Here is a 15,751-nt window from a genome sequence, read left to right as displayed (position 1 = left end):
CTATGTCTGATCCATTGTTATTTACGCAGAAAAAACTCGGTAATTTAATCTTACCAAACCGCATTTTGATGGCGCCAATGACTCGCTCTCGAACAACACAACCGGGAGATATTCCAAACCAGTTGATGGCAAAGTACTACGCCCAACGCGCTTCGGCAGGGCTTATCATTAGTGAAGCCACACAAATCTCTTGTCAGGGCAAAGGATATTCATTTACTCCCGGAATTTATACTGCTTCGCAGGTTGCTGGATGGAAAGAAATCACCCATGCAGTCCAGCAAAAAGGTGGCCGTATCTTCTGTCAGCTTTGGCATGTCGGTCGTATGTCTCACTCCACTTTTCATGAAGATGGCCAACCCGTCGCCCCCTCAGCACTCGCGCCCGACGCGCAAGTGTGGGTGGTCAATGAGAAAGGAGTGGGTGAAATGGTCGATTGCCCAACACCACGCGCACTGGCAACCCAAGAAGTACAGAGCATAGTCGAAGATTATGTCCATGCGGCTGAGAATGCCATGATCGCAGGGTTTAATGGCGTCGAGATCCACGCTGGTAATGGCTACTTAATTGACCAATTTTTACGCCGCAGTTCTAATCTACGTCATGATCAATATGGTGGCTCGAAGGAAAACCGAATTCGCTTTGCGGTTGAAGTTATCACCGCGATTAGCCAAGCAATTGGGGCTGAAAAAGTAGGGATCCGATTAGCACCTTTTATTACTCAACGTGGCATGCAAGACGAAGAGGCCATTGATACTATCTTGCTCGCCGCGGAGCACTTTAACCGCTTAGGCATTGCCTATGTGCACTTAGCCGAAGCGGACTGGGATGATGCGCCAGTCGTGACGGAGAGCTTTAGGCAAGCACTAAGAAGAAAATTCCACGGCGCCATTATTGTGGCGGGAAATTACGAGCCAGAGCAAGCCGAAGCCCTTATTGAACAAGGCCTAGTCGACTTTGTGGCTTTTGGTCGCAAATTTATCTCCAACCCAGATCTCGTATACCGTCTGACTCATCAATTACCTTTGAGTCCAATCAACCCTGATGCGCCTTTGTTTGGTGGTAGCGAGCAGGGCTACACCGACTATGCAGATTTTCAACAATTAAGAGCAAAAGGTGCAATATGAAGCCATTATTACTGAATTTTTCCCTAGCCTCCATGGCATTACTTGGTGCAACCAATGCAATTTCAGCACCTGAGTTTACATTAGAAAGCCCAGATCTTGTTGCCGAAAAATCTATTCGGCCATTTCAATACTGGGATCAATTTGGCTGCGAGGGTAACAGCACACGGCCAACCTTAGTTTGGTCAAATGCACCTAAACAAACCAAGAGCTTTGCGGTGACGTTTTACGATCAAGACGCGCCAACCGGCAGCGGATTTTGGCACTGGCAAATCTATAACCTGCCCAAAGACACAACTAGGCTTGCAGAAACTTTACCAAGCCAAGCCGTTGAAGGTAATACGGATTTAGGAAAGCCAGGGTACTTTGGCCCGTGCCCGCCTATAGGCCGCAAACATAAATACACCTTTACCGTGCATGCACTAGATGTAGACACACTCCCCGTGCCAACTGGTGCAACGGCACCACTTACTGGATTTTTTATCCACCAGCATAGCTTAGCGCAGGCAACACTCTCTGTGTATGCCGGCCCAAGAGCCGCAGGAGAATAACCATGTGTACTACATTGACCACAAGTATTCGAGCACTACTAACAGCAATCGCCCTGCTTACAGGCACAGCCCACGGCGTCGAAGTAGAATCTGGTCATCACTGGCCTGATGATGCTCAATTGGTGATCTCTATCTCCATGCAGTTTGAAGCAACCGCGCAAGACCCAAGCGATCCTGGGCCATTTCCTCAGCAAGAAGCGGGCTACCCCGACACCATCGCTCCTACTTGGTATCAGTACGGTATGAATGAAGGGATCCCAAGATTGCTCAAGCTTTGGGACAAGCATAACATCAAAGTGACGTCCCACATGGTAGGAAAAGCTGCTGAGCTTAACCCTAAACTTGCCAAAATGGTGGCAGAAAAAGGGCATGAAATTTCAGGCCATGGACAAAGCTGGACACCACAATATTCAATGACCCCCGAAGAAGAACGGGCGTCTTATATTCACAGTGCAAACGTGCTTGAAAAGATCACGGGACAAAGACCAAAAGGCTTTAATGCATTTTGGATGCGCCACTCTGAGCAAACATTAACTATTTTGCAGTCCCTTGGCTTTGTCTACCATATTGATGATTTATCTCGGGATGAGCCTTCGTTTACTCCCGTGAATGGCAAGCCTTTCGTAGTTGTCCCCTACACCTTTAGAAACAACGATATAGTGCGCTACGGTGGCAGCTCTGCAATGACAGCAAAAGCCTATTTACAAGAGTTAAAGGACGAGTTTGATGTGCTTTATGAAGAAGGAAAATCCCAGCGCCGGATGATGTCTATTAGTGCACACGACAGGCTCGCAGGCAGCCCTGCTCGCGTAAAAGCACTTGACGACTTTATTCGTTACGCTAAATCGCATCCAAAGGTTAAGTTTATGCGCAAAATAGACATAGCGAAATGGACCCTAAAGCAGCAAGACGTACCAATCAACCCAGAACGTGTGTTTTAACAAATAATAACGCTGCAATTCATAGGCTCTTTTGACGAGCCTATTTTCTTCTGCACACTTACAAATACAATCGTGCTTCCCAAAACCACAATTTTTATTTTCGAAAACGCAAAAAGCACTCCTTCCCTGCAAACAGATAAGAGCAAAAACTCAATAATTTCAATAAATTAAAATTTGGCATGCGACTTGTTATCTACTGAGTATTACAATCTTCATTCCACTAGAGATATCAACATGGATATACAAGTCGAACATAAAAAGCGCAACAAGATTAACTGGTTGTGGGCTATTGGCGGAACTGTTTTCGCCGTAGTTATTATATGGCTGCTAATACAACCCTCAGCGCAGGCATCTTTGCCTATGGCAAAAACATGGATTGCGGAGGTCCAGCAAGGGGATTTAGAGGTCAGTGTATCTGGATATGGTCAGCTTAAATCGAGAACGCCGCGTTTGATAAGTGCCGCAAGCGATGCCACGGTTGAAGAAATTTTGCTGCGCCCAGGTGCACAAGTTAACCCCGACAGCATCATCATGAGGTTACAAGATGCAAATTTGGCCCAATCTCTAAAAGATGCCAAACGCAGTTTGGCGCAATCGCAAGACCAATATCTACAGCTCGATATCAATCAACAACGAGAATTGCTGTCTCATCAAGCGGATTTAGAAATTCTGAGATCTGAGTTAGAAAGTGCCGAGCTGGAGGTTACCGCTCAAGGAGAATTGGTTGAAGATGGAGTTGTTTCTAAACTCGACTACCAACGCGCGGTACTTACCCATCGTCAGTTGAAACGCCGCATTAATATAGAGCAGCAGCGAATAGCGCAATTACAGACCTTACACAAAGCCAATCTACAGCTTGCGCAGTCGAATATTGATGCCAGTAATGAAGCATTTTTATTGGTACAAGATAGGGTAAATAAGCTCACGGTACGGGCTGGGATCAAAGGGGTCTTGCAGCAACTTCATGTGGAGCTTGGACAAAGCGTGTCTCTTGGCACTCAATTGGTGTTGGTTGGCAGCACTACCGATTTATATGCGCAACTGCAGATCCCACAAGCCTATGCTCAGCAAATAAAGTTGGCTCAGCAGGTGAGCATCAATACTCGTAACGACTTAATTGAAGGCCAAGTGTCGCGCATTAATCCAATGGTACAAAATGGCAATATTGAAGTTGAGGTGACACTGCCTAAAAGCCTGCCCGCGAGTGCTCGTCCCGAACTAAATATTGAGGGGAAAGTCTCTATCGACAAATTGAGTTCCGCACTGTTCATCGACAAACCCGTCGGTGCAAAACCTTATAGTCAAGCAACCTTATATCTTGTTGATAAAGAAAAACAACAAGCCCGTGCAATTCAAGTACACTATGGCGCAGAAACGTCACAGCACATTCAGCTGCTCAGTGGCGCTTCGACAAATCAGCAGTTTATTTTGTCGGATATGGCATCTTATGCCAATACACCCGTAGTGACTTTGAGCAAATAACAAACCAAAGGAAGAACAATGAATAATAAACATGTTATTGAACTTAAAAACATCACTAAAAAGTTTGTCCTCGGCGGAATGGAAACACTGGCACTGCGTGGCGTGAATCTGAATGTGACTCAAGGCGAATATCTGTCAATTTCAGGTCCATCGGGCTGCGGCAAGTCAACACTTTTAAACATTCTTGGTTTATTAGACAGCCCAAGTACCGGTACCTACACAATTGCGGGTAACGATGTCAGTAACCTTGACGTCAACCAAAGAGCCACACTAAGAAATAAACATATTGGTTTTGTATTTCAGTCATTTAACCTTATCGATGAGTTGAACGTCTTTGACAATATCGCCTTACCCATCAAGTACAGTAGCACTGCACTCTCAAATACTGCGTTAAAAGAACGGATAATGACTTGCTTAGAGTTAGTACAAATGACCCATAGAGCAGAGCATAAGCCCAATCAACTTTCTGGCGGGCAGCAACAACGTATCGCCATTGCCAGAGCGCTCGCCAATCAGCCAGATATTTTGCTTATTGATGAACCTACAGGAAACTTGGACTCAAAAAATGGCGATGCCGTAATGAAAATGCTGAGCGACCTAAACGCCCAAGGCACAACCATGTGTATGGTTACTCACGACCCTAGGTATGCAGACATGGCAAAACGTAAACTATTCTTGTTAGATGGGGTGATGGTAGATGAAATGAATTTGGAGATGGTGGGATGATAAAAGAGGAATTTAAGCTCGCACTGTCAAACCTTAGGAAGCTTCCGGGATTTAGTCTTACCGTGCTTTTCACCCTAGCATTAACCTTAGCAGCGCTGACGGTGGTGATTAATATCAATCATAGACTGATCACACAACCGCTTCCCTACCCTGATGCAGACAAGCTGTGGGTGACCGATCAAAGCGAAACCATTAATGGAGAAACCCAATATGGATTCCAACTGCTCTCTACCCAGTTTCGACTATATCAAGATAAGCAATTTATCGACAAAATGGCGATGATGCACTTGGTATCATCTCGTTTTATGGACATTAAGGGTATGCCCACGGTAGACATTATTCGAGTGACTCCCGAATTCTTTGAGTTGTTGGGTACTCCATTGCACCTTGGTCGCGCGCTAAAAAAAGATGAAGGTGTCAGCGACGAACAAAAAGTCTTGGTACTGAGTTACCAGTCTTGGATAACGCATTTTAATGCCAACCCAGATGTCGTTGGTAGCTACACGAGCATCAATCGTGAGCGCTATCAAATTATCGGAGTAACGGGAGAAGCGTTTGAAGTGCCTGAAATTTTTGGTGGCTTCCCCGTTAGCGGTTTTAGTAGCTTTCCGGAGCCTGTCACCACTACCTCGCATTGGAATAGTATCAGCAGTGAATTTAACGGCATCGCTCGGCTTAAAGCGGGTGTAAACATAGAGCAGATGAATCATGCGCTGGGCGAGCAAATTAACACGCTTTACCAATCCCGTGAGAACGTAGCGCCCGACACGCGAATTGGCGCTAAGTTTACACCACTGCGCGACAAAATCGTTGCACGAAGTGATGAACTAGCAATTACCTTATTATTCTCAGCTGCAGTTTTGGTGCTCATTGCCCTGACTAATGTGGTTAATTTATTTCTCTCAAGAGCTGCGCAAAAACAGCGCACCATAGCAATTCAAGCGGCACTGGGGGCAAAGCCTACTCACATTTTTGTCAGTATGTTTTGTGAAAGCGTGCTGTTAGTGGGCGCAGCCACTATACTCGGATTATTGCTTGCCGAGTGGTTGAATGTTTGGTTAGCAAACGACTTGAGCTATTTATTTAGTCGCATGCAGAGCTTAACTCTGGACTGGCCGACCATAGTGGTTGCTTGTGCACTGAGTCTGATAATATCGCTTCTCATCGCCTGGTTTACCAGTAAACAAGTAAACTATCATGCACTGACAGATGCGCTACACAGCAGCGGTAAAGGCACTGGCGCGCAAATTTCCAAGCGTACTCGTCAAGCGTTGGTGGCATTACAAGTGTGCTTTGCCAGTATTTTACTCTTTCTTGCAGCCAACAAATTAATTCCCGCATACGCGCAAATGACTCATCCCACAGGGTTTAATACTGAGCATTTGTACTATGTCCGTATTGATGGCAGTGCCACAGAAATAGATAGCTTTGAGCTTGGCAAACAAATCAAACAGCTTTTAGCCAATCAAGCAAGCATCGCATCGGTCTCAGCAAGTTACACTTCACCGCTACAAATGGGGTGGCAAAACTATTTGTATGATCAAAATATTGCGCTGATCGGTATCGTCAGTTTGTCCTTTTACGACGAGGACGGTTTCACTGCGCTTTCACTGCCACTTGAGCAAGGAAGCCGATTTACACCGATTATGACATCAGGCTCAGACAACAATGAAATAATTCTCTCAGCCTCACTCGCTAAGCGTTTGTACAAAGATGAAAATCCAATCGGTCAAACCCTCTATGCAGACAGAGAAGAGCCAAGAAAAGTGGTTGGGGTTGTAAGTGATATTTACGTGCCTACAGGCAACCGAGGCTATACCTTAGAGCGCTATTACTTGCCTGTCACCGAAGGTAGCACATCCTTTATTATCAAAGGGAATTCTGCACTGTCAAAAGTCCAATTAACTCATGCTCTCAAGGCCATTCATCCGAGTCTAAACTTTGCTTTCTTTGAGCCTGTAGATGACATGCTCACCCAGAGGTTAAGACAAACTTGGCTGCAAGCAATGTTGACTGTTGCCCTATTAGCCCTTACCTTAAGCCTAGCTGGTGCTGGGATCTACGGCGTGCTCAACTACAGTGTACAAATGCGTCGCTATGAGCTTGGTATTCACTTGTCATTGGGTGCACATACACACAAACTGATATCACAAGTGCTCAAGCAAAGTCTAACACCTGTAATGATTGGCCTTGGAGTGAGTGCATTAGCCATTGCAATCGGGTATGGAATTTTGACAAAGATAAGCACAGATACTATTTCCGTGAGCTGGTTCGCCGTAACCGTGACAATCCCTATCATGCTGCTGATCGCGCTCATCGCAAGCTATTTACCAGTGCAAAGAGTGATAAGCCAAGATCCCATTAAAGCGCTAAGAAACGAATAAGTTAATAATAACAACAGGAATGCGTAGGCAAAGCGTGGCGTTTAATCTCACTTTGCCTACAACACACTATGCAAGGTTCAATTTTAATTGTTGATGACAAGGCCGATATCCGCCTTAGCTTACAGTTTTTACTAAAAAACCACGGTTTTACCATTTTCCAAAGTAGTAGTCTTGATTGTGCAGCTAAGCAGCTCAATGCGAACGACATTGATATTGTACTGCTAGACATGAACTATGAATTCGACACAACATCCGGCGATGAAGGCCTCTCTTTTTTGAGTCAATATGCAAGCCAAAGTAGCGCAACATTTATTGCGATGACCGCTTGGTCTAGCGTCGAACTCGCCGTCGAAGCCATGCAGTGCGGCGCCAAAGACTTTTTTGCCAAGCCTTGGGACAACCACGCTGTGGTAACGATGGTGAAAAAGCATTTAGGGCTAAAGCAAATCGCTGCAAAACAACAACCTGCTTCCTCCCAACAAACCATAGCTAAAATAGCGTCAAATGTAGAGCCAGCTGAAGCGTTACTCTGGTTAAGCCCCACGATGCAAACACTAAAAAGCCAACTTGACCGTATTGCAAAAACCAAAGCGAATATATTGCTTAGAGGGGAAAATGGGACAGGAAAATCACAGATTGCCAACTATATCCACCAGCAAAGCAACATCAAAGGCAACTTTGTGAGCACCAATATGGCTGCCATTCCAGAGTCATTGTTTGAAAGTGAAATGTTTGGCCATGTGAAAGGTGCGTTTACTGACGCTAAACAGGATAGACAAGGCCGTTTCTCAATGGCTGAGCAAGGGACTTTATTTTTAGATGAGGTAGGCACTCTCACTGAGTCTCAACAAGCGAAGCTACTACGAGTATTAGAAACAGGGGAATATGAAGCCGTTGGCTCAAGCAAAACGCAGCATGCAAGCTGTCGAATTATTAGTGCAACTAATGCAGATTTAGAATCGCAACAACAAGCAGGTCAATTTCGTAGTGATCTATATTTCAGACTAAATACAATGGAGTTTGAGATCCCACCACTGCGCTTGCGTCGCACTGAGATAATTCCGCTGGCCGACTTTTTTATTCAAAAGCACGCAACGGCCTATGAATTAGACGTAAAACCCTTGTCTCACGCAGCGCAAACAAGACTACAAAGTTACGCATTCCCAGGTAATATCCGTGAACTTAGCCATATGATGGAACGTGCGATTTTGCTGTGTGATGGCACTGAAATTGAACAAAGCGCGCTTTCTTTTAAATCTGTAGCAACCACAGAGCAGAGCGAGCCTGAAATAATGACGCTAGAACAAGCCGAGCAAAAGTTGATTAAAATGGCGCTGTGTCAATGCCATGATAATGTGGAAGATGCTGCGGTTTTACTTGGGATCAGTAAAAGTGCGCTATATCGTCGCCTTGATAAATTCGATATCAAAATGCGATGAGCTTACCTATGAAAAAGCCTAACTTTGAACAGACTATCGAGATTTTTTGCCTGATTATTTGGTTGCTGTTCACCGTACTCAGCGCTTTTTTTATGGTCACCCTTGAGGTCTCAACACTCAGTGTTATCACCTACTTTTTCCTTGTCCTTTGTCCGCTCGCACTGCTGTTGTATCATTTTAAACAGCGAGTGATAAAACCTTTTTATCATCTATCAACCACCATAGAGGCTATCAAAAACGAAGAGTATGGGCAGCGCTTTTACACCTCTGAAAGCTCAGGCATTCTTCACAGTTTGCAGCAAGAAACGCAGCAATTATGTCAGCAGCTGCAATCATTCAAATCAGAGCGAGACCACCAAGCCATATTACTATTTAGACTCATTGAACAACTGCCCAGCCCCATCGCAATTTTCGATAACAATACTGCATTGGTGCATGCCAATGAAGCCTTCTCAAATTGGATAGGGAAACCATGGCAAAGCCAGCGTTTATTAAAAGCGCATAAGTTTAGCCTTGAGTATCATAGTGGGTATTGGCGCTTTAACCATTCCACCCTAGGTGATGAGTGGCAGCTTCGCTACAGCGAGCTTACCATTGCAGGTACGCAGGCGCACTTAGTGATCCTGACCGATGTGCAAGCAGTTGTCAGTCAAGCTCAGCGCGACGCTTGGCAAAAAATGATCAGAGTGCTCAGCCACGAAATTCATAATTCCCTCTCGCCAATTAAGTCACTGGCTCAAACCTTGATAGAAATTCCCAGCACGCAAGAAAATCAAGCCGATTTTGAACAAGCGCTTGGCGTAATTGTGCAGCGCAGCGACGGCCTGATGTCATTTGTTAATCGCTATGCAAGCGTTGCAAAACAACATCAACTTGATATAGAGACGATATCCATAAATGACTTACTAACGCCGCTAGTAGGGCTCTTCGACAATCGCGTGAGATTAACCATTGAACAGGACTTTACGCTGCAAATTGATCAAAGCTTACTTGAGCAAGCGCTTGTAAACCTGATTAAAAATGCCTTAGAAGCTGGGGGGGAGAACAATGCTGTTTACGTCAAAGCGTATCACAATCATAAATTCGCAGGTATTGAAGTACTCGACGAAGGGCATGGAATAAAAAACGCCGACAACCTATTTGTACCTTTTTACACCACTAAAGCAGCAGGTAAAGGGATTGGGCTCATCTTAGCTAAAAACATTGTTGAACAACATAACGGAAAACTGAGCTTAACCAATCGTAAAGATGCGCAAGGTGCAATTGCTCATATTCAGCTTCCACTGATGGCAGTAAGTACGTGAGTGTTCACTGCCACCTCTAGGCGACATTTATTGAGACATTTTAAGCATCGCAATCAACTGACGACCAGCGGCAATGGTATTGGTTTCACCACTATAGATGTTGTCGCATTCTTTCGATTCAAACACTTCTTTAATCCAAACAAATCTTTATTAAACATTACCAGCATTTCGACAGGAATATCTTTATCATGCAAATGTGCCGTTAAACATTCTGCAACCTCATCAATTAATAACGCGCCATCGTTAAACTCAACACAAAAATATAAGCTATTGGCCAGTTCTTTATACAATTTAACGATAAGTTCAATACGTTGCTGCGAATAGCCATTTGCTTGGACAAGCCCAACTTCAGCATCCACTTCATCCATCGCTTCGAGTAGACAAGCTACATCATCGAGCTCTATTGGACACTCAAGCCAAAACTCGCTTGCGGATTCAGGCTCTTTTTGCAATTTACTTGAAAACGCTCCGAGGTCGTCTGGACCCATATCAAAAAAAGCATCATCAAATAAGTCATTCGCTTCTTCTGAGCGCAAATTGCCATTAAGTATTTTTTCATTTTTCTTAAGCTCTTCGAGGGTTTCATCGAACAATTCTATTGCTTCTGACGATGCTTTTCTTTTGTCTCTTTGACGGCGGGCCTCCGGTCCTACAAATTCCTGATTATGCGAGATTTTAAAGTAAAACTTCTTAAAAACCTCCGTTGACTCTTGGATTTGCTCAGCGAGTCGGCGCAGATTAGTTAAGTCTTTTTGCATGGAAATATAATGTGTCACCTCCCCTTGCTCATTTCGAATAGCCGATATATTCCACTCTACCGGATACATACTGCCATCTTTACGATAGTTGATTGAGGAGCCGTAGAAAAAGCCGTCGCGTTCAAGGGCATCACTTAATTTAGCAATGACGTTTTTATTGCTTTTAGGACCTTGTAAAATCGCAGGAGAACTACCTATAAGTTCCGCGAGATCATAACCGGTATGTTTGCAAAAATTTTTATTAGCGTAGACGATGCGGTAGCCATTTTTCCTATCTGCATCGGTGACAACCACCGCATGGTGAGAATGCATAAGTACTTGTTTTAATAATTCTATTGCTGAGGTTTGCTTTAGTAACTGGCTGAAAAACAAGGTTTCTTCTATGTTGTTTTGCTGGATAGACATTTTGCTTCCCTAAGCCTTGCGAGGCTTATTAACACGTATTTAAACAGTAGCTCAATTATTATTACCTGCTACTTTTTTAGCACCAAAACATAGTAATAATACGTGTTAACTGATCAACTTTGATCCCTCATAAAAGTGCTGCCGATGCTCAAGGTAGCGCATCCACACTCTATCCATTTGCGACTGATATAATTTTGCGCCATGTTTGTAATCCGTACCGTGCAACAGCAGCATATCCGCAAGTTGCATGCTGCTGGTCATGGCATGCAACATACCTTGCGAAGAGAGCGGATCGAAGCTCATGCTCGCATCACCCACCGCATACCAGCCTTTTGCTGCGCAACTATCCAAACGGGCCGAATTTGCACTTACCATTGGGTGCAGGTGTGCTGTTTCTATATTCACCAAGTCCACTAAGGTGTTAAATCCCCTCACCTGCTTTACTTTGGCTAAAAAATCTCGAGCGTTGGTGATGTTGTACTTTTTGATCGCATCAGCGCAAGCCTGCCAAGAAAACACCCGAGGCTGCATATTAGGATCGAGTGAAGAGCATGCCGCGCTCGGCGCACTATACCACCAGCCATTTTCTTCATCGCTTATCACCGCAAACTGTTTCGTCGTGGCAACCTCTGCGGTAAGCCACAGTGCCATTTGCTTATCAAACTGTTGTAGTTTTGCACCGAGTCGCCTCGCCAGATGACAGGCGCGACCGGTAGCATCAATAAGCAGTGTTGTCGTGATAGACATGTCAGTGTCGCGGCCTTCAACCCTAACTTGCCAACTTGATTGTGTTTGCACCACATCAGTAAGCTTTGTAGAAGATAACAAAGGGATACCACGAAGCACTAATTGATCACGAAGCTGCTGTTCAAAATGCTGCCGATGAATGTGCCACCCCAAACCATCGGGGTTTTTAACGTTATCCACTATAGTAGGCGATTCACTACCCCAAAACGAAATCATACCGTGACAAGTGAGATGTTCCGGGCTTTGTAGTAAGTGCAACAAGTTAAGCTTTTTGAGAATTCTAGACGCCGCTGGCGGTAAACACTCGCCTACTTTGTCTTTGGCTGCGGCGAGCTTATCGACTACTATCACCTGGTAGTGAGGGTGCAAAGCAAGTGCAGCAATGCATCCTGCAATGCCTGCACCTACAATGACAATATCCGATTTCCTTTCAGCCATATTAGCCCTTATTATTTGCGATTCCGACGATGTGCTTTGTCGGTTTGTGACAAATCAGGACGACAATCTCGCATGCTTTCGTTATTATCCGCAGCCAGCAGTTTTTCCGCTTTGACTGGTGTTAACCCTACTTGCATGGTGGTTGGAAAACCAGTTACGCCTTTTTCTGTCTTCGGTAATACCACCGCCAATTGACCAAACCCAGTGATCATACTGTTGATCTGCTCGATATAGTTGGTTGAAGGGCCTATCGGCAAATCGTTTAGCCACAGCTCCCGGTCATTAAATGCTGCTTGTCGCTCTGCAAATGGCTTTGTTTCATCGACTACTCGGTGATAATTTTGCTCGCTAAGCATATTATTTGGCACTCGTGCAGGCCAAAAGGTCGGTAAATAAGGGTCGTACGCTTCATTGTAGCCATCACGACAACTCGCGGTGTCTGTTTGCCAAGGAATGGCCATCCAACGTGTAATGCCACCAGCAACCTGCCCCGTTTTTAACGGCCCGCTCGAATGCAGCGCGATTTCTGATGTCATTTCCACGCCATAATTGGTGCCGTGGGTCGGTGCAGTATCCTCTGAATGCTTAAGACGGAAAGCCTCGCTATACATGCCTGCTGTACGCATTGGCCAAGTCATTTCACATCCAGGGTGGAAAGCATCCGCTAAACAGAACTCCATCGCCGCCTTGGTTAACATATCAGGCTGCTCAGCAACTGGTATTTCATCAATGCTGGCTGGGGGGCGATAACAAGGGTCGTAATCAGAATCAAATTCGCCATTCGACCACTGCTGTAACATATTCAACTGAATTTCTGTCAGGGTGACAAACTGCCTTGGCGAGTCATCGGCATCTACACTCATCGCATCGCCGTACAACCAAGGCCACAACTGCGGAGCGGTAGCGGCAAATTTAGGGTTCCAACTATGTTTTTCATCCGCTGTGGTGACTTTTTCTATCTGTCTAAAGTTATTAAAGAGATTACGTCTTACTTCTTGCCATGTGCGTGAGTTGTCATTTAAACGGCTGATCCAAGTCTCTGAAGTAAAATCAAAGGGGCTATTCCAGCCAAATCCTGCGGCAAATCCCGCATTAACCCATTGTAAATCGGTTAACCTTTGGAAAATCGGCAGAATGTCTTTACTAAAGGAAGGCTTACCCTTAGGTGCAGGTAGCATCTTGGCGTCAACTGCAACCTGACGCATTAAATCCCACATGGTTCGCGGAGATTTTTGCATTGGTGCGTAATCTGGTGGCGCACAAATAACCCATGCAGGTTTCACATCAAGTGCTTTGCCTTGATATTTCACCTCAGCAGTTACCGGGCCGTCCGAAGTATCGTCGTACCAGCCTTCATTATTACCGAACGTGATCGCTTCGTGGCCTTGAGGATTTTCTGACACCCCGTGCCCACCAAGCATCAGTAAGCGGCCCTTATCATCGGTACGCATTTCGCCTAAGTACACTTTTTTACCGGCAAAACATCCTTCAAAGCGACTACAACCGCACCCAGAAGCAATACCACTGATCTGCTGCGCCCCACCATCAATGAGCAAGCTGTTACGGTCGTTTACATTGAGGTTGCGTAGTAAACTCGGCTCGGCTTCAGCCGCCTCTGGAATATCCAACGCTAATTGAAACTCATACCAAGATGCTTTTTGATTAGCCAAGCGAGCATGCCAAATGATAGAAGCACCGTCGTCGCAAGTGAGCTCTTTAACGATGTTGCCCTCGGCGTCCAATCCATAAATACGAAAACGCGCAGCTTGGCGCTTCAACGCCCCCGTGCTATCGCGATAGTAATTCATATCTCTTGGAATGGCGGTATCGACCTCAGGACCAATAAAAAATTCATCTGGGCTGTTACCAACCCGCATTACTCCAATGGGTGGGTATATCGCAGCTGAAACAATGGGATTTTGATTGCAGTGATGTGACATGTTGTAATCCTTTTTGCAGTGGTTCAATTCATGAAGCATTACTGCAGTGTAGAAGCTATTTCTGACTTACACCATTACATCAAATTACAGGTAGGAAAGAGGCCAGAGCCTCAAAATGAGGATGGCCCACATGGAGAAAGGGTATATCTCACCTATGATGGATGAGATAGAAGTACACCCTATGCGGGACACAGGGAGAAAGGAAAAAATTAAGGAAGGAAGCGCTCAACGCGATAATCGCTGACGCCTAATATAAAAAGTGTGGGATTTAACTTAACCTAATGCTTCGCATACTAAATAGCTTTTAAAGCCGGCGTGATTAATTACATGTTTGACCTCACAGACAAACCAGTCGCCGTTGAGGTTATCATCAACCTCTTCGATAGTTATCACGCCACCTGCTAATAAATTAGGGTCGCCAACCACACAAAGCTGCACACTGGTATGCGCTCGATTTAAACGCTGTAACATGGCCGTCGCCGCGGTTTGTGCTTCGGCTTCATTAGGATAAACGTAAGAGAGTGTAGTATTAGGTGAACCGCCACCGACACTTACCAATGTTTTTTGCGCTAACGCTTTATCGTAAAAATACGCCTGCACCCCTTTAACTAACTTGTTGTGGTTAGCATTAAGCTGCCATGAAACCAGCTGCTTTTTACTTACCGTCACGCTAGGTAAAGCTTTGCCAGTTAACGACTTTCCGGTGCCTTTAGCCATAAAGATAAGCTTGTCATCCGCAATCTTCATGATTGCATCAAACTGCACAGCAAGCTTGCTTAGCAATTGCATATCGCTTTCACTTTGCTCAATGTGCGGTATTTCTCGGCCCTGAAAAGCATCGCCTATTTTTGCCTGTAGCCCATACTCACCAGCAATGTCTTGAATAAGCTTGTCCAGCATCAGCGGCTCATCCTTCCCCTGCTCTGGCCATGAGCGTATTTTTAACGCTTTAAAATCTTGATCCCACAGCACTTTATTACCATAAAATGTCAACGAGCGATTGGGGCCAGTCAACTCATAAGCGCCCACTTCGAAAATACCTAATTTGGTTGAAGGAGCACTCTGATCTTTGGTGCCTTCTTTATATCCCATCGCAATTTCTAGTTGATCCGTTGGTGCGGGTAAGGCAATGGGCGCGTCAGCCAAATTGTCAAATCGTACATAGCAGGTATCACTCGCCAGTCCCGTGCGTGTTGTAACACTAAGCTCAGCCAAGCGGTTCTTCAGTGTTTTTGATACCTCATTGCCATTTGCTTTAATAGAATAATGCGGTTGTAAGTCCATATTAATCCCAAATATTGATCACTTTAGACGCAGTAGGTTTTGCGATTTCGGGAAGAAAAATACTGATCTGCTCCGAATAAATTGGCCCAAGCTCTGCCAAGCCATGATTGGCTTCTAGCACCTTTTCTACCATGCCACTACTGCGGCCATAGTGCTTAAAACAGATGAGATCGAGACAATCGCCATCTCGCGTAATATAAGTTACCCCTTTGCTCATAACGACTCCTTAGC

Annotated in this window: 13 protein-coding genes; 8 read left to right on the top strand and 5 right to left on the bottom strand. The window is 45.1% G+C overall.

Translation table 11 applies throughout. The features are described from left to right. The first annotated feature begins 2 nt into the window (after window positions 1–2). The 8 genes from CWC29_RS04080 to CWC29_RS04045 all read left to right on the top strand — a co-directional run bounded on the left by CWC29_RS04080 (window position 3) and on the right by CWC29_RS04045 (window position 9,948). Complete coding sequence (locus CWC29_RS04080; RefSeq protein WP_128727992.1) at window positions 3–1,124, top strand: alkene reductase; 1,122 nt, start codon at window positions 3–5, stop codon at window positions 1,122–1,124. Continuing rightward, complete coding sequence (locus CWC29_RS04075; RefSeq protein ID WP_128727993.1) at window positions 1,121–1,672, top strand: YbhB/YbcL family Raf kinase inhibitor-like protein; 552 nt, start codon at window positions 1,121–1,123, stop codon at window positions 1,670–1,672. Before CWC29_RS04080 ends, CWC29_RS04075 begins: the two co-directional genes overlap by 4 nt. Before the next feature lie 2 nt (window positions 1,673–1,674). Next, entirely contained in the window at window positions 1,675–2,613 is a 939-nt protein-coding gene (locus CWC29_RS04070) for a polysaccharide deacetylase family protein (protein WP_128727994.1), read from the top strand. Between the two features lie 234 nt (window positions 2,614–2,847). Next, window positions 2,848–4,095 (top strand): efflux RND transporter periplasmic adaptor subunit, encoded by a 1,248-nt coding sequence (locus CWC29_RS04065; RefSeq protein ID WP_128727995.1) that lies wholly within the window; start codon window positions 2,848–2,850, stop codon window positions 4,093–4,095. A gap of 18 nt (window positions 4,096–4,113) precedes the next feature. After that, window positions 4,114–4,821: an ABC transporter ATP-binding protein gene (locus CWC29_RS04060; protein ID WP_128727996.1), complete on the top strand. Its 708-nt coding sequence runs from the start codon at window positions 4,114–4,116 to the stop codon at window positions 4,819–4,821. Then, entirely contained in the window at window positions 4,818–7,205 is a 2,388-nt protein-coding gene (locus tag CWC29_RS04055; RefSeq protein ID WP_128727997.1) for an FtsX-like permease family protein, read from the top strand. Before CWC29_RS04060 ends, CWC29_RS04055 begins: the two co-directional genes overlap by 4 nt. A gap of 68 nt (window positions 7,206–7,273) precedes the next feature. Continuing rightward, entirely contained in the window at window positions 7,274–8,644 is a 1,371-nt protein-coding gene (locus tag CWC29_RS04050; RefSeq protein WP_128727998.1) for a sigma-54-dependent transcriptional regulator, read from the top strand. Window positions 8,645–8,652: 8 nt separating this feature from the next. Further along, on the top strand, window positions 8,653–9,948 hold the full coding sequence (locus tag CWC29_RS04045; RefSeq protein WP_235956520.1) for a sensor histidine kinase: 1,296 nt from the start codon (window positions 8,653–8,655) through the stop codon (window positions 9,946–9,948). A gap of 53 nt (window positions 9,949–10,001) precedes the next feature. Here CWC29_RS04045 and CWC29_RS04040 read toward each other — a convergent pair whose 3' ends face one another. The 5 genes from CWC29_RS04040 to CWC29_RS04020 all read right to left on the bottom strand — a co-directional run bounded on the left by CWC29_RS04040 (window position 10,002) and on the right by CWC29_RS04020 (window position 15,737). After that, entirely contained in the window at window positions 10,002–11,111 is a 1,110-nt protein-coding gene (locus CWC29_RS04040; protein WP_235956519.1) for a PAS domain-containing protein, read from the bottom strand. A gap of 105 nt (window positions 11,112–11,216) precedes the next feature. Beyond that, window positions 11,217–12,296 (bottom strand): NAD(P)/FAD-dependent oxidoreductase, encoded by a 1,080-nt coding sequence (locus CWC29_RS04035; protein WP_128728000.1) that lies wholly within the window; start codon window positions 12,294–12,296, stop codon window positions 11,217–11,219. Window positions 12,297–12,307: 11 nt separating this feature from the next. Continuing rightward, window positions 12,308–14,236: a LodA/GoxA family CTQ-dependent oxidase gene (locus tag CWC29_RS04030; protein WP_128728001.1), complete on the bottom strand. Its 1,929-nt coding sequence runs from the start codon at window positions 14,234–14,236 to the stop codon at window positions 12,308–12,310. Window positions 14,237–14,509: 273 nt separating this feature from the next. Next, the gene (locus CWC29_RS04025) at window positions 14,510–15,520 is read right to left on the bottom strand and encodes a phage late control D family protein (protein ID WP_128728002.1); all 1,011 of its coding nucleotides are present in this window, start codon (window positions 15,518–15,520) and stop codon (window positions 14,510–14,512) included. 1 nt (window position 15,521) lies between these two features. Beyond that, window positions 15,522–15,737, bottom strand: a complete 216-nt coding sequence (locus CWC29_RS04020; RefSeq protein ID WP_128728003.1) for a tail protein X — start codon at window positions 15,735–15,737, stop codon at window positions 15,522–15,524. Between the last annotated feature and the right edge of the window lie 14 nt (window positions 15,738–15,751).

Source organism: Pseudoalteromonas galatheae, from assembly GCF_005886105.2.
Lineage (GTDB): Bacteria > Pseudomonadota > Gammaproteobacteria > Enterobacterales > Alteromonadaceae > Pseudoalteromonas > Pseudoalteromonas galatheae.
Note: the sequence above shows the minus strand (reverse complement) of the source record. Positions and strands in the feature narration are given on the sequence as shown.